The 21,652-nt window shown below is 39.5% G+C and carries 36 protein-coding genes; 33 read left to right on the forward strand and 3 right to left on the reverse strand.

Going from position 1 to position 21,652, the window contains the following annotated elements; genetic code table 11:
* The first annotated feature begins 33 nt into the window (after positions 1 to 33).
* From rplB to truA, 32 genes are all read left to right on the forward strand, one after another.
* On the forward strand, positions 34 to 864 hold the full coding sequence (rplB, locus tag IGJ41_RS00750; RefSeq protein WP_002356204.1) for a 50S ribosomal protein L2: 831 nt from the start codon (positions 34 to 36) through the stop codon (positions 862 to 864).
* Positions 865 to 906: 42 nt separating this feature from the next.
* On the forward strand, positions 907 to 1,185 hold the full coding sequence (gene rpsS / locus IGJ41_RS00755; protein WP_002356205.1) for a 30S ribosomal protein S19: 279 nt from the start codon (positions 907 to 909) through the stop codon (positions 1,183 to 1,185).
* A 21-nt stretch (positions 1,186 to 1,206) separates the two neighbouring features.
* On the forward strand, positions 1,207 to 1,554 hold the full coding sequence (gene rplV, locus IGJ41_RS00760; RefSeq protein WP_002356206.1) for a 50S ribosomal protein L22: 348 nt from the start codon (positions 1,207 to 1,209) through the stop codon (positions 1,552 to 1,554).
* Between the two features lie 66 nt (positions 1,555 to 1,620).
* Entirely contained in the window at positions 1,621 to 2,277 is a 657-nt protein-coding gene (rpsC, locus tag IGJ41_RS00765) for a 30S ribosomal protein S3 (protein ID WP_002356207.1), read from the forward strand.
* A 2-nt stretch (positions 2,278 to 2,279) separates the two neighbouring features.
* Positions 2,280 to 2,714: a 50S ribosomal protein L16 gene (rplP, locus tag IGJ41_RS00770; RefSeq protein WP_002356208.1), complete on the forward strand. Its 435-nt coding sequence runs from the start codon at positions 2,280 to 2,282 to the stop codon at positions 2,712 to 2,714.
* Positions 2,704 to 2,892, forward strand: a complete 189-nt coding sequence (rpmC, locus tag IGJ41_RS00775; RefSeq protein ID WP_002383858.1) for a 50S ribosomal protein L29 — start codon at positions 2,704 to 2,706, stop codon at positions 2,890 to 2,892. Before rplP ends, rpmC begins: the two co-directional genes overlap by 11 nt.
* Positions 2,893 to 2,915: 23 nt before the next feature.
* Entirely contained in the window at positions 2,916 to 3,182 is a 267-nt protein-coding gene (rpsQ, locus tag IGJ41_RS00780) for a 30S ribosomal protein S17 (RefSeq protein WP_002359348.1), read from the forward strand.
* A gap of 57 nt (positions 3,183 to 3,239) precedes the next feature.
* Positions 3,240 to 3,608, forward strand: coding sequence for a 50S ribosomal protein L14 (gene rplN, locus IGJ41_RS00785; RefSeq protein WP_002356211.1), 369 nt, complete (start codon positions 3,240 to 3,242; stop codon positions 3,606 to 3,608).
* Positions 3,609 to 3,643: 35 nt separating this feature from the next.
* A complete protein-coding gene (gene rplX, locus IGJ41_RS00790) occupies positions 3,644 to 3,955 on the forward strand; it encodes a 50S ribosomal protein L24 (RefSeq protein ID WP_002356212.1) in 312 nt (103 codons plus the stop codon).
* Between the two features lie 25 nt (positions 3,956 to 3,980).
* Positions 3,981 to 4,520: a 50S ribosomal protein L5 gene (gene rplE / locus IGJ41_RS00795; protein ID WP_002356213.1), complete on the forward strand. Its 540-nt coding sequence runs from the start codon at positions 3,981 to 3,983 to the stop codon at positions 4,518 to 4,520.
* 18 nt (positions 4,521 to 4,538) lie between these two features.
* Entirely contained in the window at positions 4,539 to 4,724 is a 186-nt protein-coding gene (locus IGJ41_RS00800; protein WP_002356214.1) for a type Z 30S ribosomal protein S14, read from the forward strand.
* A gap of 35 nt (positions 4,725 to 4,759) precedes the next feature.
* On the forward strand, positions 4,760 to 5,158 hold the full coding sequence (gene rpsH / locus IGJ41_RS00805) for a 30S ribosomal protein S8 (protein ID WP_002356215.1): 399 nt from the start codon (positions 4,760 to 4,762) through the stop codon (positions 5,156 to 5,158).
* A gap of 31 nt (positions 5,159 to 5,189) precedes the next feature.
* On the forward strand, positions 5,190 to 5,726 hold the full coding sequence (gene rplF / locus IGJ41_RS00810) for a 50S ribosomal protein L6 (protein ID WP_002356217.1): 537 nt from the start codon (positions 5,190 to 5,192) through the stop codon (positions 5,724 to 5,726).
* 160 nt (positions 5,727 to 5,886) lie between these two features.
* Complete coding sequence (rplR, locus tag IGJ41_RS00815) at positions 5,887 to 6,243, forward strand: 50S ribosomal protein L18 (RefSeq protein WP_002356218.1); 357 nt, start codon at positions 5,887 to 5,889, stop codon at positions 6,241 to 6,243.
* A 20-nt stretch (positions 6,244 to 6,263) separates the two neighbouring features.
* The gene (rpsE, locus tag IGJ41_RS00820; protein WP_002356219.1) at positions 6,264 to 6,764 is read left to right on the forward strand and encodes a 30S ribosomal protein S5; all 501 of its coding nucleotides are present in this window, start codon (positions 6,264 to 6,266) and stop codon (positions 6,762 to 6,764) included.
* Positions 6,765 to 6,778: 14 nt separating this feature from the next.
* A complete protein-coding gene (gene rpmD / locus IGJ41_RS00825) occupies positions 6,779 to 6,958 on the forward strand; it encodes a 50S ribosomal protein L30 (protein ID WP_002356220.1) in 180 nt (59 codons plus the stop codon).
* Positions 6,959 to 7,005: 47 nt separating this feature from the next.
* The gene (rplO, locus tag IGJ41_RS00830) at positions 7,006 to 7,446 is read left to right on the forward strand and encodes a 50S ribosomal protein L15 (protein WP_002356221.1); all 441 of its coding nucleotides are present in this window, start codon (positions 7,006 to 7,008) and stop codon (positions 7,444 to 7,446) included.
* A complete protein-coding gene (gene secY / locus IGJ41_RS00835) occupies positions 7,447 to 8,745 on the forward strand; it encodes a preprotein translocase subunit SecY (RefSeq protein WP_002359350.1) in 1,299 nt (432 codons plus the stop codon).
* 86 nt (positions 8,746 to 8,831) lie between these two features.
* Positions 8,832 to 9,482 (forward strand): adenylate kinase, encoded by a 651-nt coding sequence (locus IGJ41_RS00840; RefSeq protein ID WP_002356223.1) that lies wholly within the window; start codon positions 8,832 to 8,834, stop codon positions 9,480 to 9,482.
* 210 nt (positions 9,483 to 9,692) lie between these two features.
* Positions 9,693 to 9,911 (forward strand): translation initiation factor IF-1, encoded by a 219-nt coding sequence (infA, locus tag IGJ41_RS00845; protein ID WP_002356224.1) that lies wholly within the window; start codon positions 9,693 to 9,695, stop codon positions 9,909 to 9,911.
* A gap of 32 nt (positions 9,912 to 9,943) precedes the next feature.
* Complete coding sequence (gene rpmJ, locus IGJ41_RS00850; RefSeq protein WP_002288710.1) at positions 9,944 to 10,060, forward strand: 50S ribosomal protein L36; 117 nt, start codon at positions 9,944 to 9,946, stop codon at positions 10,058 to 10,060.
* A gap of 19 nt (positions 10,061 to 10,079) precedes the next feature.
* Entirely contained in the window at positions 10,080 to 10,445 is a 366-nt protein-coding gene (gene rpsM / locus IGJ41_RS00855) for a 30S ribosomal protein S13 (protein ID WP_002356225.1), read from the forward strand.
* A 27-nt stretch (positions 10,446 to 10,472) separates the two neighbouring features.
* A complete protein-coding gene (gene rpsK / locus IGJ41_RS00860) occupies positions 10,473 to 10,862 on the forward strand; it encodes a 30S ribosomal protein S11 (protein WP_002356226.1) in 390 nt (129 codons plus the stop codon).
* A gap of 80 nt (positions 10,863 to 10,942) precedes the next feature.
* Entirely contained in the window at positions 10,943 to 11,881 is a 939-nt protein-coding gene (locus IGJ41_RS00865; protein WP_002356227.1) for a DNA-directed RNA polymerase subunit alpha, read from the forward strand.
* 73 nt (positions 11,882 to 11,954) lie between these two features.
* A complete protein-coding gene (gene rplQ, locus IGJ41_RS00870) occupies positions 11,955 to 12,338 on the forward strand; it encodes a 50S ribosomal protein L17 (RefSeq protein ID WP_002356228.1) in 384 nt (127 codons plus the stop codon).
* Between the two features lie 45 nt (positions 12,339 to 12,383).
* Positions 12,384 to 12,644 carry a hypothetical protein gene (locus tag IGJ41_RS00875; RefSeq protein WP_002390254.1) on the forward strand — a complete coding sequence of 87 codons (261 nt, stop codon included), beginning with the start codon at positions 12,384 to 12,386 and terminating at the stop codon, positions 12,642 to 12,644.
* Positions 12,614 to 13,813 (forward strand): membrane protein, encoded by a 1,200-nt coding sequence (locus tag IGJ41_RS00880; protein WP_002363456.1) that lies wholly within the window; start codon positions 12,614 to 12,616, stop codon positions 13,811 to 13,813. Before IGJ41_RS00875 ends, IGJ41_RS00880 begins: the two co-directional genes overlap by 31 nt.
* Positions 13,814 to 13,828: 15 nt before the next feature.
* Entirely contained in the window at positions 13,829 to 15,004 is a 1,176-nt protein-coding gene (locus tag IGJ41_RS00885; RefSeq protein WP_010827091.1) for a M20 family metallopeptidase, read from the forward strand.
* A 201-nt stretch (positions 15,005 to 15,205) separates the two neighbouring features.
* Complete coding sequence (locus tag IGJ41_RS00890) at positions 15,206 to 16,045, forward strand: energy-coupling factor ABC transporter ATP-binding protein (protein ID WP_104855724.1); 840 nt, start codon at positions 15,206 to 15,208, stop codon at positions 16,043 to 16,045.
* Positions 16,021 to 16,890, forward strand: a complete 870-nt coding sequence (locus IGJ41_RS00895; RefSeq protein ID WP_002381364.1) for an energy-coupling factor ABC transporter ATP-binding protein — start codon at positions 16,021 to 16,023, stop codon at positions 16,888 to 16,890. The genes IGJ41_RS00890 and IGJ41_RS00895 overlap by 25 nt, the downstream gene beginning before the upstream one ends.
* Entirely contained in the window at positions 16,887 to 17,684 is a 798-nt protein-coding gene (locus IGJ41_RS00900) for an energy-coupling factor transporter transmembrane component T family protein (RefSeq protein ID WP_002373841.1), read from the forward strand. The genes IGJ41_RS00895 and IGJ41_RS00900 overlap by 4 nt, the downstream gene beginning before the upstream one ends.
* Before the next feature lie 18 nt (positions 17,685 to 17,702).
* Positions 17,703 to 18,452, forward strand: a complete 750-nt coding sequence (gene truA, locus IGJ41_RS00905) for a tRNA pseudouridine(38-40) synthase TruA (RefSeq protein ID WP_153854391.1) — start codon at positions 17,703 to 17,705, stop codon at positions 18,450 to 18,452.
* 50 nt (positions 18,453 to 18,502) lie between these two features.
* Here the strand turns inward: truA and IGJ41_RS00910 are convergent, their stop codons facing one another.
* The 3 genes from IGJ41_RS00910 to IGJ41_RS00920 form a co-directional block, all read right to left on the reverse strand.
* On the reverse strand, positions 18,503 to 18,814 hold the full coding sequence (locus tag IGJ41_RS00910; RefSeq protein WP_002381365.1) for a heavy metal-binding domain-containing protein: 312 nt from the start codon (positions 18,812 to 18,814) through the stop codon (positions 18,503 to 18,505).
* A 131-nt stretch (positions 18,815 to 18,945) separates the two neighbouring features.
* On the reverse strand, positions 18,946 to 20,301 hold the full coding sequence (brnQ, locus tag IGJ41_RS00915) for a branched-chain amino acid transport system II carrier protein (protein WP_010821285.1): 1,356 nt from the start codon (positions 20,299 to 20,301) through the stop codon (positions 18,946 to 18,948).
* 90 nt (positions 20,302 to 20,391) lie between these two features.
* Positions 20,392 to 20,883 carry a GNAT family N-acetyltransferase gene (locus tag IGJ41_RS00920; protein ID WP_173963733.1) on the reverse strand — a complete coding sequence of 164 codons (492 nt, stop codon included), beginning with the start codon at positions 20,881 to 20,883 and terminating at the stop codon, positions 20,392 to 20,394.
* A 173-nt stretch (positions 20,884 to 21,056) separates the two neighbouring features.
* On the opposite strand from IGJ41_RS00920, the gene IGJ41_RS00925 reads away from it, so the two are divergent.
* On the forward strand, positions 21,057 to 21,641 hold the full coding sequence (locus tag IGJ41_RS00925; RefSeq protein WP_173963732.1) for a TIGR00730 family Rossman fold protein: 585 nt from the start codon (positions 21,057 to 21,059) through the stop codon (positions 21,639 to 21,641).
* The last annotated feature ends 11 nt before the right edge of the window (positions 21,642 to 21,652 follow it).

Genomic DNA, 21,652 nt, shown 5'->3' on the forward strand with positions numbered 1-21,652 from the left:
CTGAACAATATCAACGTAGGAGGGAAATAAGACGTGGCGATTAAAAAGTACAAACCTACCACAAATGGCCGTCGTAACATGACAAGTTCTGATTTCGCTGAAATCACAACTTCAACACCAGAAAAATCATTGTTACAGCCATTAAAAAACAATGCCGGTCGTAACAACAACGGTCGCATTACGGTTCGTCACCAAGGTGGCGGTCACAAACGTCAATACCGTGTGATTGACTTCAAACGTAATAAAGATAACGTCGCAGCGGTTGTTAAAACGATCGAGTACGATCCAAACCGTTCTGCTAACATCGCGTTAGTTCATTACGAAGACGGGGTTAAGGCATACATCTTAGCACCAAAAGGATTAGAAGTAGGCATGCGCCTAGTATCTGGTCCAGAAGCAGATATTAAAGTAGGTAACGCATTACCATTGGAAAACATTCCAGTTGGTACAGTTATCCACAACATTGAAATGAAACCTGGTAAAGGTGGACAATTAATCCGTTCAGCTGGAACAAGCGCGCAAGTACTTGGTAAAGAAGGCAAATACGTATTAATCCGCTTAAACTCTGGCGAAGTTCGTATGATCTTAGCAACTTGCCGTGCAACAATCGGTTCAGTTGGTAACGAACAACACGAATTAATCAACATTGGTAAAGCTGGCCGCTCTCGTTGGATGCGTAAACGCCCAACTGTTCGTGGTAGCGTAATGAACCCTAACGATCACCCACACGGTGGTGGTGAAGGTAAAACACCAATTGGACGTAAAGCGCCAGTATCTCCATGGGGTCAACCAGCAATTGGATACAAAACACGTAATAAAAAAGCTAAATCAGACAAACTTATCGTTCGTCGTCGTACTAAATAATTTTTTTGACCATGTGTCGTACATTTTGAGAGGAGGTTCACCATGGGTCGTAGTTTAAAAAAAGGACCTTTCGTCGATGATCATTTGATGAAAAAGGTCGAAGCACAACAAGGTGCCGAAAAGAAAAAAGTAATTAAAACTTGGTCTCGCCGCTCTACAATTTTTCCATCATTCGTAGGTTTCACAATCGCTGTATATGATGGACGGAAACATGTCCCTGTTTACATTCAAGAAGACATGGTAGGACATAAATTAGGTGAATTTGCACCAACTAGAACTTATCGTGGCCACGTTGCTGACGATAAAAAAACTAAACGCTAATTTTGAGGGGAGGATATGCAAATGTCAGAACAAATTACATCAGCTAAAGCAACTGCAAAAACAGTTCGCACTTCACCTCGTAAAGCACGTTTAGTAATCGATCTTATCAGAGGGAAAAGCGTTGCGGATGCAATTTCAATCTTGAAATTCACACCGAACAAGTCTGCTGGAATCATTGAAAAAGTTTTAATGTCAGCAGTTGCTAACGCAGAAAACAACTTTGACTTAGACGTTGAAAGCTTAGTCGTATCTGAAGCATTTGTTAACGAAGGACCAACAATGAAACGTTTCCGTCCTCGTGCAAAAGGTTCAGCTTCACCAATCAACAAACGTACTAGTCACATCACAGTAGTTGTAACAGAGAAATAAGTCTCATGAAATAGGCTGTTTTCTTTATGAAAACAGAGCTTAAACATTTAAGAGGAGGGACAATCAGTGGGTCAAAAAGTACATCCAATTGGAATGCGTGTAGGCATCATCCGCGACTGGGATGCGAAATGGTATGCTGAAAAAGAGTATGCTGAATTCTTACACGAAGATTTAAGAATCCGTAAATTTATCGCAACAAAACTTGCTGATGCTGCTGTATCTACAATTGAAATCGAACGCGCTGCAAACCGTGTTAACATTTCAATTCACACAGCTAAACCAGGTATGGTTATCGGTAAAGGCGGATCTGAAGTCGAAAACCTAAGAAAAGAATTAAACAAATTAACTGGCAAACGAGTTCACATCAACATCGTTGAAATCAAAAAACCAGATTTAGATGCAAAATTAGTAGGCGAAGGAATTGCACGTCAATTAGAAAACCGTGTTGCTTTCCGTCGTGCTCAAAAACAAGCCATCCAACGCGCAATGCGTGCTGGCGCTAAAGGAATCAAAACTCAAGTATCAGGTCGTCTAAACGGTGCGGATATCGCTCGTTCAGAAGGATACTCTGAAGGAACTGTACCACTTCACACATTACGTGCGGACATTGATTACGCATGGGAAGAAGCGGACACTACTTACGGAAAACTAGGAGTTAAAGTGTGGATCTATCGTGGAGAAATTCTTCCAACGAAAAAAAACACTGAGAAAGGAGGGAAATAATCATGTTAGTACCTAAACGTGTAAAACACCGTCGTGAATTCCGCGGAAAAATGCGCGGTGAAGCTAAAGGCGGAAAAGAAGTAGCATTTGGTGAATGGGGTTTACAAGCAACTGAATCTCACTGGATTACTAACCGTCAAATCGAAGCAGCCCGTATTGCAATGACTCGTTACATGAAACGTGGCGGGAAAGTATGGATTAAAATTTTCCCTCACAAGTCTTACACAAGTAAAGCTATCGGCGTACGTATGGGTAAAGGTAAAGGGGCACCAGAAGGCTGGGTATCACCAGTTAAACGTGGTAAAATCATGTTTGAAATCGCAGGCGTTCCTGAAGAAGTAGCTCGTGAAGCTCTTCGTCTTGCATCTCACAAATTGCCGGTAAAAACTAAGATCGTAAAACGTGAGGAAATGGGTGGTGAATCGAATGAAGGTTAAAGAAATCAGAGAATTAACCACTGCCGAAATGCTAGATAAAGAAAAACAATTAAAAGAAGAATTGTTCAACTTAAGATTCCAATTAGCAACAGGTCAATTAGAAAACACTGCACGTATTAAAGAAGTACGTCAATCGATTGCACGCATCAAAACAGTATTGCGTGAACAAGCTAACTAATAGTGGAAGGAGGCCAAACGCGTATGACTGAAGAAAGAAATCAACGTAAAGTTTACCAAGGTCGCGTGGTATCAGACAAAATGGATAAAACAATCACAGTTGTCGTTGAAACAAAGAAAAACCACCCTATCTATGGCAAACGTATGAAATATTCTAAAAAATATAAAGCGCATGATGAAAACAACACAGCGAAAGTTGGAGACATCGTAAAAATCATGGAAACTCGTCCATTATCAGCTACAAAACGTTTCCGTTTACTAGAGGTAGTCGAAGAAGCAGTTATTATCTAATAAAACGAGAATTTCCTAATAGATTGAAGCACAAAATCTGAAAGGGGGATACACATCGTGATCCAACAAGAAAGTCGTTTAAGAGTCGCTGACAATTCTGGCGCACGTGAAATTTTAACGATCAAAGTCCTAGGCGGATCTGGTCGTAAAACTGCTAACATCGGTGACGTTATTGTTGCTACTGTCAAACAAGCAACGCCAGGTGGGGTTGTTAAAAAAGGTGAAGTAGTTAAAGCCGTTATCGTTCGTACAAAATCTGGCGCTCGTCGTGCTGACGGTTCTTACATCAAATTTGATGAAAATGCTGCGGTAATTATCCGTGACGATAAAAGCCCACGCGGAACACGTATCTTCGGACCAGTTGCACGTGAATTACGTGAAAACAACTTCATGAAGATCGTTTCTCTAGCACCAGAAGTATTATAATCTCGAGCCCACGTTAAAGGAGGTGCGAAACAGTAATGTTTGTTAAAAAAGGCGATAAAGTAAAAGTTATCACTGGTAAAGATAAAAACAAAGAAGGCGTTGTCTTAGCAGCGTTTCCTAAACAAGATAAAGTTATCGTTGAAGGTGTCAACGTCGTTAAAAAACACCAAAAACCAAACCAAGCAGCCCCACAAGGTGGAATCCTTGAAGTGGAAGCGCCAATTCATGTTTCTAATGTAATGGTGATTGATCCTTCAAACGGAGAAGCTACTAAAGTTGCGTTTAAAGAAGTCGACGGCAAAAAAGTCCGCGTTTCTAAAAAAACAGGTGAAGTTTTAGATAAATAAAAATTGCGGAAGGAGGGCTTACTGAATGAACCGCCTGAAAGAAAAATATATTAAAGAAGTAACACCATCATTGGTGGAAAAATTTAATTACAGCTCAGTTATGCAAACACCTAAAGTTGATAAAATCGTTATCAACATGGGTGTGGGTGATGCAGTATCAAATGCTAAAAACTTAGACAAAGCTGTTGAAGAATTAGCATTAATCACTGGTCAAAAACCACTTATCACAAAAGCTAAAAAATCTATCGCTGGATTCCGTTTACGTGAAGGAATGCCAATCGGTGCGAAAGTAACGCTACGCGGCGAAAGAATGTACGAATTTTTAGATAAATTAGTAACAGTTTCTTTACCTCGTGTACGTGACTTCCACGGTGTCAGCAAAAAAGCTTTCGATGGTCGTGGTAACTATACTTTAGGTATTAAAGAACAATTAATCTTCCCAGAAGTTGATTATGATTTAGTAGATAAAGTACGCGGTATGGACATCGTAATTGTTACAACAGCGAACACTGACGAAGAGTCTCGCGAATTGTTGGCACAATTAGGTATGCCATTCCAAAAATAATATAAGGAGGCGAACTACGTGGCTAAAAAATCAATGATTGCTAAAAACAAACGTCCTGCTAAACATTCAACACAAGCTTATACTCGTTGTGAACGTTGTGGACGTCCACATTCAGTTTATCGTAAATTTCATCTTTGCCGTATTTGCTTCCGCGAACTTGCCTATAAAGGTCAAATTCCCGGCGTGAAGAAAGCTAGCTGGTAAACAAGTAAACTCGCATAAAGGAGGTAAATAGTTCAATGGTCATGACAGATCCAATTGCAGATTTTCTAACTCGCATTCGTAATGCGAACATGGTTAAACATGAAACTTTAGAAGTACCTGCTTCAAAAATCAAACGTGATATCGCAGAAATCCTGAAACGTGAAGGATTTATCCGCGACGTAGAATACATCGAAGATGACAAACAAGGCGTAATCCGTGTTTTCCTAAAATATGGTAAAAACGAAGAACGTGTTATCACAAACTTAAAACGTATTTCTAAACCAGGTTTACGTGCATACGTAAAAGCTGACGAAGTACCAAAAGTATTAAACGGTCTAGGAATTGCAATCATCTCTACATCAGAGGGTGTAATTACTGACAAAGAAGCTAGAGCGAAAAATATCGGCGGCGAAGTAATCGCCTACGTATGGTAATTCTAAAAAATACACAAGGAGGTGTCTCTAAGTGAGCCGTATTGGTAATAAAGTTGTTGTTCTTCCTGCTGGTGTTGAAATCAAGCAAGACGGAAACAACATTACAGTTAAAGGACCTAAAGGTGAATTAACACGCGAATTTTCTTCTGATATCAAAATGAACATCGAAGGAAACGAAGTGACATTCACTCGTCCAAACGATTCAAAAGAAATGAAAACAATCCACGGAACAACTCGTGCAAACTTCAACAACATGGTTGTTGGTGTTTCTGAAGGTTTCCAAAAAGCACTTGAACTTATCGGGGTCGGATACCGTGCCCAAGTACAAGGCAACAAATTAACTTTAAACGTTGGTTATTCTCATCCTGTCGAAATGACAGCACCAGAAGGCGTAACATTTGAAGTACCTGCGAACACACAAGTTATCGTTAAAGGCATCAACAAAGAAGTTGTTGGTGAATTAGCTGCTAACATCCGTGGCGTTCGTCCTCCAGAACCTTATAAAGGCAAAGGGATTCGCTATGTTGGTGAATTTGTACGCCGTAAAGAAGGTAAAACTGGTAAATAATAACAGCTGTGTAGAAAACAGAAGTCAACAACAAGCAACTGTCATTTTATGGGATTTTTCCAATAAAATGCTTTTGTCTTGTCTGCCAGCTTCTCTTTTCCGTAATCTGCTGACTGCTTGAAATATTAGTAGTAAACATTAAATCAAAGAGGTGAAAATTGTGATTACAAAACCAGATAAAAACAAAACACGTCAAAAGAGACATCGTCGTGTACGTAACAAAATCTCTGGTACTGCTGAGTGCCCACGCTTGAACATTTTCCGTTCTAACAAAAACATCTACGCGCAAGTCATTGATGACGTAGCGGGTGTGACGCTAGCAAGTGCCTCTGCCTTGGATAAAGAAATTTCAGGTGGAACAAAAACAGAAACAGCTGCAGCTGTTGGTAAACTAGTTGCTGAACGTGCCGCTGAAAAAGGCATCAAAAAAGTAGTCTTCGACCGTGGTGGATACCTTTACCATGGCCGCGTGCAAGCTTTAGCTGAAGCTGCTCGTGAAAATGGACTAGAATTTTAGGAGAAGGAGGAACACCATTCATGGTTTATATTGATCCAAAACATTTGGAATTAGAAGACCGCGTTGTAGCGATCAACCGTGTAACAAAAGTTGTTAAAGGTGGACGTCGTTTACGTTTCGCAGCTTTAGTTGTTGTCGGTGACAAAAACGGACACGTTGGTTTCGGTACTGGTAAAGCACAAGAAGTACCTGAAGCTATCCGTAAAGCAATCGAAGACGCGAAGAAAAACTTAGTTGAAGTGCCTATGGTTGGTTCTACTATCCCGCACGAAGTAATTGGCGTATTCGGTGGCGGCCGTATCCTTATGAAACCTGCAGTAGAAGGTTCTGGGGTAGCTGCTGGTGGACCAGTTCGTGCCGTATTGGAATTAGCTGGTGTAGCAGATATTACATCTAAATCACTAGGTTCAAACACACCTATTAACGTTGTTCGCGCAACTGTTGAAGGTCTAAAACAATTAAAACGTGCCGAAGAAGTGGCAGCACTTCGCGGTAAATCTGTAGAAGAAATTATCGGTTAAGGAGGACAAAAATAATGGCTGAATTAAAAATTACTTTAAAACGCAGTGTTATCGGACGTCCTCAAAACCAACGTGCTACAGTTAAAGCGTTAGGTTTAGGTAAAGTGAATAGTACTGTTACAAAACCTGCCAATGAAGCAATCAAAGGTATGGTTAACACTATTTCACATTTAGTGGACGTAGAAGAAGTTTAAGATTTATAGATTTGTAATAGAAGATTGCTTAAGGAGGTGCCAAACCTATGAAACTTCATGAATTAAAACCTGCTGAGGGCTCACGCCAAGTACGTAACCGTGTTGGACGTGGTACTTCATCTGGTAATGGTAAAACAGCTGGCCGTGGACAAAAAGGGCAAAAAGCCCGTTCAGGCGGTGGTGTTCGTTTAGGATTTGAAGGGGGTCAAACTCCATTATTCCGTCGTTTACCAAAACGTGGGTTTACAAACATTAATCGTAAAGATTACGCTGTTGTAAACTTAGATACTTTAAACCGTTTTGAAGATGGAACAGAAGTAACTCCTGTTGTCCTAAAAGAAGCAGGAATCGTTAAAAACGAAAAAGCGGGAATCAAAGTTCTTGCAGATGGTGAGTTAACGAAAAAATTAACTGTGAAAGCAGCTAAATTCTCGAAATCAGCACAAGAAGCTATCGAAGCTGCTGGTGGTTCAATCGAGGTGATCTAATTGTTCAAGCTATTAAAGAACGCCTTTAAAGTCAAAGACATTAGATCAAAAATCTTATTTACAGTTTTAATCTTGTTTGTATTTCGCCTAGGTGCGCACATTACTGTGCCCGGGGTGAATGCAAAGGGATTGTCTGATTTAAGTAGCTTACCCTTTTTGAATATGTTGAATATGGTGAGTGGTAGTGCCATGCAAAACTTCTCTATCTTCTCGATGGGGGTTTCGCCATACATTACAGCCTCTATTATTATTCAACTATTGCAAATGGATATTGTACCTAGATTTGTAGAATGGTCAAAACAAGGGGAAGTTGGGCGTAAGAAATTAAATCAAGCTACAAGATATCTAACGATTGTCTTGGGTGTGGCTCAGTCAATGGGGATCACTGCTGGTTTTAATAGCTTAAGTCAAACTGGGATTGTCAACAATCCAACCTTAGGTACCTTTGTGATGATTGCAGTTATTTTAACTGCTGGGACGATGTTTGTGACTTGGATGGGTGAACAAATTACAGAAAAAGGAATCGGAAATGGTGTTTCAATGATTATCTTTGCCGGGATTATTTCCCGTTTGCCAGGAGCAGTCAAAGAAATCTATGAAGATTACTTCGTCAATATCGAGTCTTCTCGTATTTGGCAATCTGTTATTTTCATTGCAATCTTAGTTATTGCTATTTTGGTGATTGTTACAGTCGTAACGTTCTTCCAACAAGCAGAACGTAAGATTCCAATCCAATATACAAAACGTGTTTCTGGTGCTCCAACAAGTAGTTATTTACCGTTAAAAGTAAATGCTGCTGGGGTTATTCCAGTTATCTTTGCCAGCTCGTTAATTGCAACACCAAATGCCATTTTACAAGCTTTCTCATCAAAATTCGCTGGTGAAAATTGGTATGACATTATGACAAAAATCTTCAGTTATAACACAGTTCCAGGGGCAATCATCTATACTGTCCTAATCGTTGCGTTTACGTTCTTCTATGCATTTGTTCAAGTAAACCCTGAGAAATTAGCGGAAAACTTACAAAAACAAGGAAGCTACATTCCAAGCGTGCGACCAGGTAAAGGTACAGAAGAATATGTATCTGGCGTGTTAATGAGATTAAGTGTTGTCGGCTCAATTTTCCTAGGACTTGTTGCTTTACTTCCAATCATTGCGCAAATGGTTTGGAACTTACCTCAATCAATCGGTTTAGGTGGAACAAGTTTACTAATCGTTATCGGGGTTGCATTAGAAACAACGAAACAATTAGAAGGATTAATGATGAAACGTCAATATGTCGGCTTTATCAATAAGTAAGAATCGAGTGTTGAGGTTTTACCTCAGCACCATTCTCACATATGGCTAGCTTCATAAGCCGGTCTTTAAAATTAGGAGGAGAATATATGAACCTCATTTTAATGGGATTACCTGGAGCAGGTAAAGGCACCCAAGCAGAAAAAATCATTGATACGTATGGCATTCCACATATTTCTACTGGAGATATGTTCCGTGCAGCAATGAAAAATGAAACTGCCTTGGGCCTAGAAGCGAAATCTTATATCGATAAAGGTGAACTGGTTCCTGACGAAGTAACAAACGGAATTGTTAAAGAACGCCTTGCTGAACCAGATACAGACAAAGGATTCCTATTAGATGGTTTCCCACGTACACTGGATCAAGCAAAAGCATTAGATACAATGCTTAAAGAATTAAACAAAAAAATTGATGCTGTCATTGACATCCATGTAGAAGAAGATGTATTAATCGAGCGTTTAGCTGGACGATTCATCTGTCGCACATGTGGCGCAACGTATCATAAATTATTCAACCCGCCAAAAGTTGAAGGCACTTGTGATCGCTGTGGCGGACATGAATTCTACCAAAGAGAAGATGATAAGCCCGAAACGGTTAAAAATCGTTTGGCAGTCAACATTGAAAGTAGCGCACCAATCTTAGCTTTCTATAAAGAACAAGGCTTGATGCATACAATCGATGGCAATCGCGAAATCGATACTGTTTTTTCTGATGTGAAAAAAATCATTGACGAAAACTAATTTCCAATTGCCCGCAGTTTAACCCTGTTGTTGTATTCAGTTTCTCTTGCCAAAACATAACTAAATATGGTAGAATATATCAGTCCGACTTCTACAGTTTTGTGACATCAAAATGAATAACGAAGTTAGTTGAGAATTTCTAGGTGGGAGCTGGAGTTTCCGCCGTTTTATCGTGTGAAAACGCGAAACAAGTACAAGGAGGTACTGTGCGTGGCAAAAGAAGATATGATTGAAGTCGAAGGTACAGTCGTCGAAACTTTGCCGAATGCAATGTTTAAAGTCGAACTAGAAAATGGACACCAAGTTCTTGCTACTGTTTCAGGTAAAATCCGTATGCACTACATCCGTATCTTACCTGGTGACAAAGTAACAGTTGAATTATCACCGTATGATTTAACGCGTGGCCGTATTACTTATCGCTTTAAATAATTGTACTCCGTAAAACCACAGGAGGTATTATCATGAAAGTAAGACCATCAGTAAAACCAATGTGTGAACATTGTAAAGTAATTCGCCGTAAAGGACGTGTTATGGTTATTTGCCCAGCAAATCCAAAACATAAACAACGTCAAGGATAATTAGGAGGTGTAACGAATAATGGCTCGTATTGCAGGAGTAGACATCCCTCGTGACAAACGTGTAGTAGTTTCTCTTACTTACATTTATGGTATTGGTAACACTACAGCTAAAAAAGTTTTAGCAAACGTTGGCGTATCTGAAGATGTTCGTGTACGTGATTTAACAAACGAACAAACAGATGCGATTCGTGCGGAAATTGATAAGTTAAAAGTTGAAGGGGATCTTCGTCGTGAAGTGAACTTAAACATCAAACGCTTGATGGAAATCGGTTCATACCGTGGAATCCGTCACCGTCGTGGATTACCAACTCGTGGACAAAACACGAAAAATAATGCACGTACTCGTAAAGGCCCTACTAAAACAGTAGCAGGCAAGAAAAAATAATTCCTAAGTGAAGGAGGTTAGAACTTCATGGCAGCAAAAAAAGTTAGTCGTAAACGCCGTGTCAAAAAGAATATAGAATCAGGTGTAGCACATATCCATTCTACATTCAACAATACAATCGTAATGATTACTGATACACATGGTAATGCATTAGCATGGTCATCAGCAGGATCATTAGGCTTTAAAGGAAGCAAAAAATCAACTCCTTTTGCCGCTCAAATGGCTGCAGAAGCCGCAACTAAAGTGGCAATGGAACATGGACTTAAAACTGTAGACGTAACAGTTAAAGGACCTGGTTCTGGACGTGAAGCAGCAATTCGTTCATTACAAGCAACAGGTTTAGAAGTGACTGCAATTCGTGACGTGACTCCAGTTCCTCATAATGGATGCCGCCCTCCAAAACGCCGTCGTGTTTAATGAGCGCCACTCATTCTGAGTTTGAATTAGGAACGTCATTGAACAAGACACTTTTCGTTTTGAAAGGGGTATAGATAAGAATGATTGAATTTGAAAAACCAAGAATCGAAAAAATTGATGAAAATAGAGATTATGGTAAGTTCGTCGTTGAACCATTAGAACGCGGTTACGGAACTACTTTAGGTAACTCTCTACGTCGTATTTTATTGTCTTCTTTACCAGGAGCTGCAATTACGAATATTCAAATCGATGGTGTTTTACACGAATTCTCAACCATTCCAGGTGTACGAGAAGACGTAACACAAATTATTTTGAATATTAAAGGCTTAGCATTGAAATTATATGCTGAAGAAGAGAAAACCCTTGAGATCGATATTACAGGACCCGCTACCGTGACTGCCGGCGATATTATCGTGGACAGTGATGTTGAGATCCTAAATAAAGATTTAGTTATCTGTAGTGTTGCTGAAGGAGCTACTTTCCATGCTCGCTTAACAGTGAAACCTGGTCGTGGCTATGTTCAAGCAGACGAAAACAAAAAAGAAGATATGCCAATCGGTGTACTTCCAGTTGATTCCATCTACACACCCGTTCGTCGTGTTAACTACCAAGTAGAAAATACACGTGTTGGTCGTCGTGATGATTTCGACAAATTAACAATGGAAATATGGACAGATGGTTCAATCATTCCTCAAGAAGCACTAAGTTTAGCTGCGAAAATCATGACTGAGCATTTAGATATCTTTGTAAACCTTACTGACGAAGCGAAAAACGCTGAAATCATGGTGGAAAAAGAAGAAACTCAAAAAGAGAAAATGCTAGAAATGACGATTGAAGAACTTGATTTATCAGTTCGTTCATATAACTGTTTAAAACGTGCAGGCATTAATACTGTACAAGAACTTACAAACAAATCTGAACCAGAAATGATCAAAGTACGTAATTTAGGTCGTAAATCTCTTGAAGAAGTAAAACTTAAATTGCATGATCTAGGATTAGGATTACGTAAGGACGATTAAGACTTTTACGAAGTTTCCAGTCCTGCTTAACAGCAGTGGCTCGTGAGAACAGAAACGAAGGAGGGAACCCAACGTGAGTTACCGTAAATTAGGACGCACATCAAGCCAACGTAAAGCTATGCTACGTGATATTACAACTGATTTAATCATCAACGAACGCATCGTAACTACTGAAGCTCGTGCGAAAGAAGTACGTTCAACTGTAGAAAAAATGATTACTTTAGGTAAACGTGGAGATCTTCATGCACGTCGTCAAGCAGCTACTTTCGTTCGTAATGAAGTTGCTAGTGTTCGTGAAGAAGATGAGTCTATCGTTGTTGAATCAGCTTTACAAAAGCTATTTAACGATTTAGGACCTCGTTTCGCGGAACGCCAAGGTGGTTACACTCGTATCTTGAAGACAGAACCAAGACGCGGCGATGCAGCACCAATGGTAGTTATCGAATTTGTTAAATAATTAATAAACCGATCACTTTATAGATGTTTCTTTTAGAGTGTTATGATGTTGGAGGCGACTCCGAGTCTAGCTCTGCTTTCCCTGCTAAAGATGGCTTTAGCAGGGGAGCACTCATCATATAAAGGTGATTTTTTTTTGCTTTGGGAAAACGCTGTTTTCTCAAAGCTTTTTTGTTTCTTAAAAGCATTGCAGAAGCTTTTCCGGTTTGTTATACTGATTATTAATTGGAATTTTCAGATAATTAAACAATCTGAGTTAGTAGAAGGGGGAATTATATGTCGCAAATGTTTGCTTTTTCGTTGCTGATGGTTATTTTATACATTGGTGATGTAGTTTCTATCAAAACAAAAGCTTGGATTCCATCTGTTTTTGTTTGTGGTGTTTTATTTATTCTTGGTTATTGGACTATTTTTCCACAAAATATTGTGGAAGTGGCAGGGATTCCTACAGTGGTTGCCACTTTATTAATGTATCTGTTGATTACTAATATGGGCACTCTGCTCTCTATTAAAGAATTGGTTAATCAATGGAAAACGATTGTGATTGCTTTGTCAGGTATTCTGGGCATTATTGCCTTGTTATTAGCTGTAGGGACTTTTGTTTTTGACTTAAAAACAGTTTTAGTTGCAATCCCGCCGTTAGTAGGAGGTTTAGTTTCTTCATTAGTAATGTCAGAAGCGGCTCAATCAGCTGGTTTAGCCTCACTTTCGGTTTTGGCAATTTTAATTTATGTCATTCAAGGGTTTGCTGGTTACCCCTTAACTTCAATTGTTCTAAAAAAAGAAGGAAAGCGGAAGCTTCAAGAATATCGAGCAGGGACATGGCAGCCGGTTCATGAACAAGAGGGGCAAGAAACAGGAGCAGAACCAGATGTGCCTAAACTATTTGAAAAAGTACCCAAACGATATCATACAGATTATTCACGAATTTTACGTTTAGCCTTAGTTGCCACACTCGCTTATTATGTTTCTGTGTGGACGGCACCGTTTGTGACGATTAGTCCTTTTGTGCTGTGTTTATGTTTTGGCGTGATTGCAACGTCTTTAGGCTTTTTAGAAAAGCAACCATTGCAGAAAGCAAATAGCTTTGGTTTTGCGATTTTAGGGTTAATGCTTTTTGTCTTTGATGGCTTAAAACAAGCCACACCTGAAATGTTGATGGATTTATTTTTACCAATGATTGGGATTATTGTGATTGGTGTTATCGGGATGTACATCTTTTCAGCAATTGTTGGTCGTGTATTAGGTGTGAGTAAAGAGATGGCATTCGCTGTTTCGTTGACAGCTTTATATGGCTTTCCAGCCGATTATATTATTACGAATGAAGTGATTCAATCATTGACAGAAGATGAACAAGAACAGGCGGCTTTAACGAGCCATTTAATGCCACCGATGTTAGTGGCAGGTTTCGTAACAGTCACCATTGTTTCGGTTATTTTAGCGGGTATTTTTTCAAGTATTTTATTAAGTTTGTAGAAACGGGGCGTAAGTATGAAAAAAATCAAAGCACTAATCATGCAGCATGCACAAGAAATGATTGCTTTTCGACGGGATTTACACCAACATCCAGAATTACAATTTGAAGAATTTCGAACGACAGAAAAAGTCGCGGCAGTTCTTGATCAATTGGGAATTACTTATCGCAAAACAGAACCGACGGGTTTAATTGCTGAAATTGTGGGCGGCAAACCAGGCCGAGTGGTTGCGCTGCGGGCGGATATGGATGCCTTACCTGTACAGGAATTAAATGAAGATTTAGCTTATAAATCTTTAGAAGCTGGCAAGATGCATGCATGTGGGCATGATTCCCATACCGCGATGTTAGTAACAGCGGCTAAAGTATTAAAAGAAATCCAGGAAGAACTTCAGGGAACAGTAAGGTTAATTTTTCAACCATCTGAAGAAAATGCGCAAGGTGCTAAAGCAATGATTGCGCAAGGCGCAATGACCGGTGTTGATGATGTATTTGGCTTACATATCTGGTCACAAATGCCTGTAGGAACCGCTTCGTGTCGAGTGGGCTCAAGTTTCGCATCCGCAGATATTTTTTCTGTTGATTTTAAAGGACGTGGTGGCCATGGTGCCATGCCAAACGCTTGTATTGATGCGGCAGTCATAGCTTCTTCTTTCGTGATGAATCTGCAAACGATTGTTTCTCGGGAGACAGATCCTTTAGATCCAGTAGTTGTCACGATTGGACGGATGGATGTGGGGACCCGTTTTAATGTGATTGCTGAGAATGCACGTTTAGAAGGAACGGTTCGTTGCTTTAGTGTAGCAACGCGTAATCGAGTAGAACAGGCACTACAACGCTATGCGGAACAAACAGCCGCTATTTACGGTGGGACGGCTTCGTTAGATTATCAATATGGAACGTTGCCAGTGATTAATGATGAGCAGGATGCCTTGTTTGCCCAAACATTAATTAAGGAAAATTTTGGTGAAGCGGCCTTAAGACAAGAAGAGCCGACAACCGGTGGTGAAGACTTCAGTTATTATACTGAACATGCTTCTGGTTGTTTTGCCTTAGTGGGAAGTGGTAATCCGGAGAAAGATACGGAATGGGCACATCACCATGGTCGTTTTAATATTGATGAAGATGCGATGGCAATGGGTGCTGAGTTATATGCCCAATATGCGTTTGAATATTTGAAGACACATTTTTAAAAGAAAATCAGTAACTTCTTGTTTTATGAGAACAAGAAGTTATTTTTATGAAAAATAGACCTGTCAAGACAGATAAGAGCTCCCATAATGACCGTTCTTTTGGTATAATAAAAAATAGTGTGAAGAATCAGAACAGATGATTGAAAAAACGCTACTTTTTTGGTAGTGTTAGAAAGAATAAATAGATTGAGGGAGTACGCGATGCAACCAATCATTGAACTAAATAATATCCAATTTAATTATCAACCAGAAGATGCTTCTCCCGCTTTAAAAGATGTGTCTTTTTCCATTCAACAAGGCGAATGGGTCGCTATTATTGGCCATAATGGTTCTGGTAAATCAACGTTAGCCAAAACGATCAATGGGCTGTTACTGCCAGCTGCTGGGACTATCAAAGTTGGCGGCAAAGAATTAAATGAAGCAAACGTCTGGGATATCCGGCGTATGGTAGGAATGGTCTTTCAGAATCCAGATAACCAATTTGTCGGTTCAACAGTCGAAGACGATGTGGCTTTTGGTTTAGAAAATCAAGGTATTCCGCGTGATGAAATGGTCGAACGTGTTCACGATGCATTAGAACGGGTTCGTATGTTAGATTTTGCCAAGCGAGAACCTGCTCGGCTATCTGGCGGCCAAAAACAACGAGTAGCTATCGCTGGTGTGGTTGCTTTGCGACCAGATATTATTATTTTAGACGAAGCGACAAGTATGTTAGATCCAGAAGGTCGTGCAGAAGTGATTGCTACCATTCAAAAGATTAAAGAAGAAAGCAATTTAACAGTTATTTCTATTACCCACGATATTGATGAAGCGGCTAATGCGAATCGTATTTTAGTGATGCGCCAAGGACAATTGACAAACGAGGGAACACCAGAAAAGATTTTTTCTGCAGGAGAAGCGCTTGTTGAAATGGGCTTGGATTTACCGTTTCCTGAAAAATTAAAAGTAGCTTTGAAAGAGCGTGGCGTTGTTGTGCCAGCGAATTATTTAACAGAAGAAGGGATGGTGGATTGGTTATGGACATCCGTTTTAAACAAGTAGATTTTACTTACCAACCCAATACTCCTTTTGAGCAACGGGCATTATTCGATATTAATTTAACGATTCAAGACGGCTCTTATACAGCGATTGTCGGTCATACTGGCAGTGGCAAATCAACGTTATTACAACATTTGAATGCTTTGGTGAAACCAACTAAAGGCCAAGTGACAATTGGAGAGCGTGTAATTACGCCAGAAACTGATAATAAGAATTTAAAACCAATTCGTAAAAAAGTTGGGATCGTTTTTCAATTTCCAGAAGCACAATTGTTTGAAGAAACAGTGGAGCGAGATATCGCTTTCGGGCCGAAAAACTTTGGTGTTTCAGACGAAGAAGCGAAAAAATTAGCTAAGAAAATGCTTGATTTAGTCGGCTTAGATGAAAAATACTTACAACATTCTCCGTTTGAGTTATCAGGTGGTCAAATGCGCCGTGTCGCAATTGCTGGTGTGCTAGCGATGGAACCAGAAGTCTTAGTATTAGACGAACCGACTGCTGGTTTGGATCCTAAGGGTCGTAAAGAAATGATGGAGATGTTTAGTCGTCTGCATAAAGAACACAATATGACCATCGTTTTAGTGACACATTTGATGGATGACGTGGCTAATTACGCAGATCATGTGATTGTTTTAGAAAAAGGACAAATCGTCCGAGCGGGAGCACCACAAGAAGTGTTTCAAGAGACACAATGGCTGAAAGAAAAACAATTAGGCGTGCCAACTGCAGCCGAATTTGCTGAAAAATTAGTGGCAAAAGGCTTTTCTTTTGAGCAATTACCATTAACGGCCGATCAATTAGCCGATCAGCTTCTGAAAAAAATGCAGGAAGCAGGTGAGGCAAAATGATGAATAAATTGATTTTTGGGCGCTATATTCCAGGTGATTCTTTTATCCATCGTTTAGATCCGCGCGCAAAATTATTAGCTAGTTTTTATTTTATTGGAATTATCTTTTTAGCAAATAATTGGCAGAGTTATGTTTTAATAGCAGCCTTTACTGCTTTTGCTATTTCATTATCAAAAATCAGCGCCCGCTTCTTTATCCGCGGTGTTCGGCCATTATTATGGCTAATTCTGTTTACTGTGGCTCTTCAAACCTTGTTTACACAAGGGGGAGAGGTGTACTTTCAGTGGGGAATTATTTCCATTACCCAGTTTGGTGTGACGAATGGGCTATTTATTTTCTGTCGTTTTGTTTTAATTATTTTCATGTCAACGTTATTAACTTTAACGACGGCACCATTAGAGTTATCAGATGCGATTGAATATTTGCTACGCCCACTTCGTGTAGTGAAATTTCCAGTTCATGAAGTTTCATTGATGTTATCAATTGCCTTACGTTTTGTCCCAACATTAATGGATGAAACGGAAAAGATTATGAATGCTCAACGTGCCCGTGGTGTTGATTTTGGTGAAGGAAACTTACTTCAAAAAATGAAAGCTATTGTTCCACTGTTAATTCCGCTTTTCGTAAGTAGTTTTAATCGTGCGGAAGATTTGGCGACTGCCATGGAAGCAAGAGGTTATCAAGGTGGCGAAGGACGGACAAAATACCGCATTCTTCATTGGCACCTACGAGATACAATAGTAATGTTTGGCTTTGTCTTGTTAACCATTGGCTTATTTGTATTAAGAACTTAGAAAAGGTGAAGAAAAATTATGCCCCGCTATAAAGCAATCATTGCCTATGATGGCACTCATTTTCATGGCTTTCAAAAGCAGCCTAATGAGCGTACCGTTCAAGAAGAAATAGAAAAAACGTTAGCACGCATGAATAACGGACGCTCCGTGACGGTTTTTGGTTCAGGACGAACAGATGCAGGTGTTCATGCAATGGGCCAAGTGATTCACTTTGATTATCCGCAGGAACGTCCGTTGGAAAAAATGCGCTTTGCGTTAGACACACAAACACCAGAAGACATTGCTGTGCGCAGTGTGGAACGTGTTTCAGAAGACTTTCATGCACGTTATCACGTGATCGAAAAAACCTATCAATTTAAAGTGGATATTGGCAAACCACGAAGTCCATTTCGACGTTTTTATGCTAGTTATTTTCCGTATCCCATTGATCTCGAAAAAATCCAACAAGCTTTACCTGATTTATTAGGTACCCATGATTTTACCTCTTTCTGTGCCTCAGGAAGTTCAGTAGAAGATAAAGTCCGAACCATTCATGAAGCCAGTGTTCATGTCAATGAAACGGGGGATGAATTAACATTCACTTTTCGGGGCGATGGTTTCTTGTACAAAATGATTCGGATTTTAGTTGGTACGCTATTGAAAATCGGCAATGGGCGGCTGGAACCAACCGTGATTCCAGCAATTATCGCAGCCAAAGATCGAAATTTAGCAGGTCCGACTGCTCATCCAGAAGGATTGTATTTAGCAGAAGTGAAATATGACAACTAAAAAGACGCAGACCTTACAAGAAAAGGTCTGCGTCTTTTTAGTTGTAAAATTTAGATGTATTTAACAGCTGTTCCGTAAGCCACGACAGATTGCATGTCTGTGCCAATTGTGCCAGAATCAAAACGCATCATCACAACAGCATCTGCACCTAATTTAGAGGCTTCTGCTTTTAAACGTTCGATTGCTTGGTCGCGTGCTTCTCGTTGCATATCAGTGTAACCTTTGATTTCACCGCCAACTACGCTTTTTAGTCCAGCACCTAAATCTTTAAACATATTTTTAGAACGTGTGGTTAACCCGAAAACTTCTCCAATAATTTCATATTCTTGACCGCTAATTCTCTCGGTTGTTGTAACTAACATGGGCAATTTCCTCCAGTACTTGTTGGTAACTTCAATTTACCATAGTCAAGAGTTTGGTACAACGAATATACATAAAAACGACACTAGAAAAGATGCGCTTCCGCATTTTTCTAGTGTCGTTTTGGTAAGAATTAATCAAGAATAGGATCTTTTTTAGAAATCATGACCCAAACCCAACTAATTAGAAAAGCAACCGTTGCTGGAACGACCCAGCCCATGCCAATAGTGAACAATGGTAAGTATTGGCCGGCTTTTTCTAAAAGCGTTGTTACAAACGCCGTATCTTTGATAAAGGTGGGGGAGCTATTTAATGCATCTAAAACAGCAGCAATCAATGTGATATAGGTCGTTGCTTGATAGACTTCCCGTCGATGTTTGAAAATAGGACTGATGATTACCAAAAGCATTAAAGTAATCGCCAATGGATAAAGGAACATCAAGACTGGAACGGCAAATTGAATGATGTTGGTCAAACCGACATTTGCAAAAATAGCTGGTAAAACAACAACAATTGCCAAGAATTTTTGATAGGAAACTTTCGGAAACATTTCTTCAAAAGTCTCAGAAAAGGCTGTGCTTAAGCCGATACCGGTTTTTAAACAAGCAAGAACTACGATAAAAGCCAGTAAAATACTCCCTGGTAGGCCTAAATAGTAATTAGCAATTTGGGCTAAGGCAATCCCGCCGTTTTCACTGATTGGAAAAGCCCCGATACTCATTGTTCCCATATAAGCAAGTAAGGTATAGATAATCCCCATCAATACAACACTGAAAGCACCTGATTTAATCATTCCTTTAGCGATATCTCCTGGTTTTTCGACGCCCATATTTCGTAAAGTGGAAACGACAACAATCCCAAAAGCTAATGAAGCTAAAGCATCCAACGTATTATAACCTTCTGTAAATCCTTTAAAGAAAGGACTTGAAATATAATTTTCACCAACAGCGGCACTGGCCACATGACCTAATGGTTTTACAAAGGCTAAAACAATCAAAATTCCTAGCAATGCTAAAAATAACGGATTTAAAAATTTACCCACATAATCTAAGATTTTACTTGGCTTTCTAGAGAAGAGCCAAACAGCTAAGAAAAATAATGCGGAAAAACCAGCAAGAACCAGCCATTGCAAGTCTTTAGGGACAAATGGTGCAAGACCAATCTCAAAAGAAGTAGTTGCTAACCTTGGTAAAGCAAAGAAAGGACCAATCGTTAAATATAATAGTAAGGTAAAAATAAGAGCATAACGACGATTAATCCGAGAAGCTAAGTCAAAAACACCTGAACTTTTAGAAACACCCATAGCAATGACACCAAGAAAAGGTAAGCCAATTCCAGTGGCTAAGAAGCCCAAGTTTGCTAAAAAGACGGAAGCCCCCGCTTCTTGTCCCATATGTACAGGGAAAATTAAATTTCCAGCACCGAAAAACAAACCGAATAACATTGAACCAACGTATAGATAATCACGCCAAACTAACTTTTTTTGCATAGATTCACACTCCTTAATATTGTCTTATTATTTAAAATAACAGAAGAAGAAACAGAGAGCAACCAGTTTTTATAGAAAACATTGGTTTTCTTATTTTTCTATGAAATAAGCATACTGATAATCATCACAATAGTGTCCATTTATATAAAATTCTTCTTTAAAATGTGCTTCCTGCACAAAACCATGTTTTTCATAGAATCGAATGGCTTCTTGATTGGTAGCCATTACTCGCAAACTCAGCTTATGAATCCCGCTTATCTGGGCCATCTCTTTGACATACGACAACAAAGAACCACCAATCCCTTGGCCTTGGAAATCTGGCGAAACGCCAATACTTAGTAGCCATTGTTTTTGATGAGCTGCTAACGAAGTGGGCGAATGGACTTCAATAAATCCAGCGAGTTGTTGTCCGCTGATGGCAACAAAAATCGTTTCATCTTTCATTTTTTCTTGATATGCCGCAAGCGAGAGTGGTTGTATCTCGGCAGGGGTATTCTTTTTTGTCCAAATGATTTGGTCCAAGGCATGTAATGCGGGCCAATCGGCTTCGGCAACTAAGCGAATAGTGAGTAAGGTAGACAAGATAATAGGGCTCCTTTTTCTGAAATTTTAAAATATAAAAAGACTATAGCATTTATTGTCTGAAAATTCAAATACTTTTAAAACGAAAAGAAAAATGGCTGCACCTTTTCGAGAAAATCAAAATATGCTACCATAGCTACCAGAGGATAGATGGTAAAAAAGAATCTATCTAAATGGAGGGTATGTTTGTGAAAAAAATGGCAGTATATTGTGGCGCCAATCTGGGGAATGAGCCAATCTATCAGCAAGCTGCAGTAGCGTTAGCCGCTTGGATGAAAGAAAATCACTATGATCTAGTTTATGGCGGTGGCAATGTTGGTCTAATGGGTACGGTGGCTGACACGCTTTTAGCAGAAGGTGGAGAGGTAATTGGTGTTATGCCCACTTTTTTAATGGAGCGGGAGATTGCACATAATGGCATTACAAAGATGCATACAGTTAGCGATATGCATGCGCGTAAGAAAAAGATGATTGAATTGGCAGATGTATATTTAGCTTTACCCGGTGGGCCCGGAACGCTAGAAGAAATTAGCGAGGTGATCTCTTGGGGCCGAGTCGGTGAACATATGAATCCTTGTATTTTATACAACGTGAATGGTTACTATGATTTATTAGCTGCCTTTTTTGATAAAATGGTAGAAACTAATTTCTTAACAGCGGCGGATCGAGCTAAAATTTTCATTTCAGATTCCTTAGAAGAAATTGGTGCATTTATTGATTCCTATGAACCGCCAATGATTCGTCAATACAAAAAATAACAAAAGAGGCA

Origin of the sequence: Enterococcus sp. DIV1537a (genome assembly GCF_051712085.1) — a bacterium.
In the GTDB taxonomy this organism is placed as follows: domain Bacteria; phylum Bacillota; class Bacilli; order Lactobacillales; family Enterococcaceae; genus Enterococcus; species Enterococcus faecalis.

Coding starts and splice junctions, on each gene's coding strand:
- IGJ41_RS00880 (WP_002363456.1), top strand. CDS start 12,614: ATGTCGCAAATGTTTGCTTTTTCGTTGCTGATGGTTATTTTATACATT.
- IGJ41_RS00890 (WP_104855724.1), top strand. CDS start 15,206: ATGCAACCAATCATTGAACTAAATAATATCCAATTTAATTATCAACCA.
- rpmC (WP_002383858.1), top strand. CDS start 2,704: ATGAAGGTTAAAGAAATCAGAGAATTAACCACTGCCGAAATGCTAGAT.
- rplO (WP_002356221.1), top strand. CDS start 7,006: ATGAAACTTCATGAATTAAAACCTGCTGAGGGCTCACGCCAAGTACGT.
- rpsS (WP_002356205.1), top strand. CDS start 907: ATGGGTCGTAGTTTAAAAAAAGGACCTTTCGTCGATGATCATTTGATG.
- IGJ41_RS00895 (WP_002381364.1), top strand. CDS start 16,021: ATGGACATCCGTTTTAAACAAGTAGATTTTACTTACCAACCCAATACT.
- rplP (WP_002356208.1), top strand. CDS start 2,280: ATGTTAGTACCTAAACGTGTAAAACACCGTCGTGAATTCCGCGGAAAA.
- rpsM (WP_002356225.1), top strand. CDS start 10,080: ATGGCTCGTATTGCAGGAGTAGACATCCCTCGTGACAAACGTGTAGTA.
- IGJ41_RS00840 (WP_002356223.1), top strand. CDS start 8,832: ATGAACCTCATTTTAATGGGATTACCTGGAGCAGGTAAAGGCACCCAA.
- IGJ41_RS00885 (WP_010827091.1), top strand. CDS start 13,829: ATGAAAAAAATCAAAGCACTAATCATGCAGCATGCACAAGAAATGATT.
- rplE (WP_002356213.1), top strand. CDS start 3,981: ATGAACCGCCTGAAAGAAAAATATATTAAAGAAGTAACACCATCATTG.
- rpmJ (WP_002288710.1), top strand. CDS start 9,944: ATGAAAGTAAGACCATCAGTAAAACCAATGTGTGAACATTGTAAAGTA.
- rpsE (WP_002356219.1), top strand. CDS start 6,264: ATGGTTTATATTGATCCAAAACATTTGGAATTAGAAGACCGCGTTGTA.
- IGJ41_RS00910 (WP_002381365.1), bottom strand. CDS start 18,814: ATGTTAGTTACAACAACCGAGAGAATTAGCGGTCAAGAATATGAAATT.
- brnQ (WP_010821285.1), bottom strand. CDS start 20,301: ATGCAAAAAAAGTTAGTTTGGCGTGATTATCTATACGTTGGTTCAATG.
- IGJ41_RS00925 (WP_173963732.1), top strand. CDS start 21,057: ATGGAGGGTATGTTTGTGAAAAAAATGGCAGTATATTGTGGCGCCAAT.
- IGJ41_RS00900 (WP_002373841.1), top strand. CDS start 16,887: ATGATGAATAAATTGATTTTTGGGCGCTATATTCCAGGTGATTCTTTT.
- rplX (WP_002356212.1), top strand. CDS start 3,644: ATGTTTGTTAAAAAAGGCGATAAAGTAAAAGTTATCACTGGTAAAGAT.
- rpsK (WP_002356226.1), top strand. CDS start 10,473: ATGGCAGCAAAAAAAGTTAGTCGTAAACGCCGTGTCAAAAAGAATATA.
- rpsH (WP_002356215.1), top strand. CDS start 4,760: ATGGTCATGACAGATCCAATTGCAGATTTTCTAACTCGCATTCGTAAT.
- rpmD (WP_002356220.1), top strand. CDS start 6,779: ATGGCTGAATTAAAAATTACTTTAAAACGCAGTGTTATCGGACGTCCT.
- truA (WP_153854391.1), top strand. CDS start 17,703: ATGCCCCGCTATAAAGCAATCATTGCCTATGATGGCACTCATTTTCAT.
- rplV (WP_002356206.1), top strand. CDS start 1,207: ATGTCAGAACAAATTACATCAGCTAAAGCAACTGCAAAAACAGTTCGC.
- IGJ41_RS00875 (WP_002390254.1), top strand. CDS start 12,384: ATGTTGGAGGCGACTCCGAGTCTAGCTCTGCTTTCCCTGCTAAAGATG.
- IGJ41_RS00865 (WP_002356227.1), top strand. CDS start 10,943: ATGATTGAATTTGAAAAACCAAGAATCGAAAAAATTGATGAAAATAGA.
- rpsQ (WP_002359348.1), top strand. CDS start 2,916: ATGACTGAAGAAAGAAATCAACGTAAAGTTTACCAAGGTCGCGTGGTA.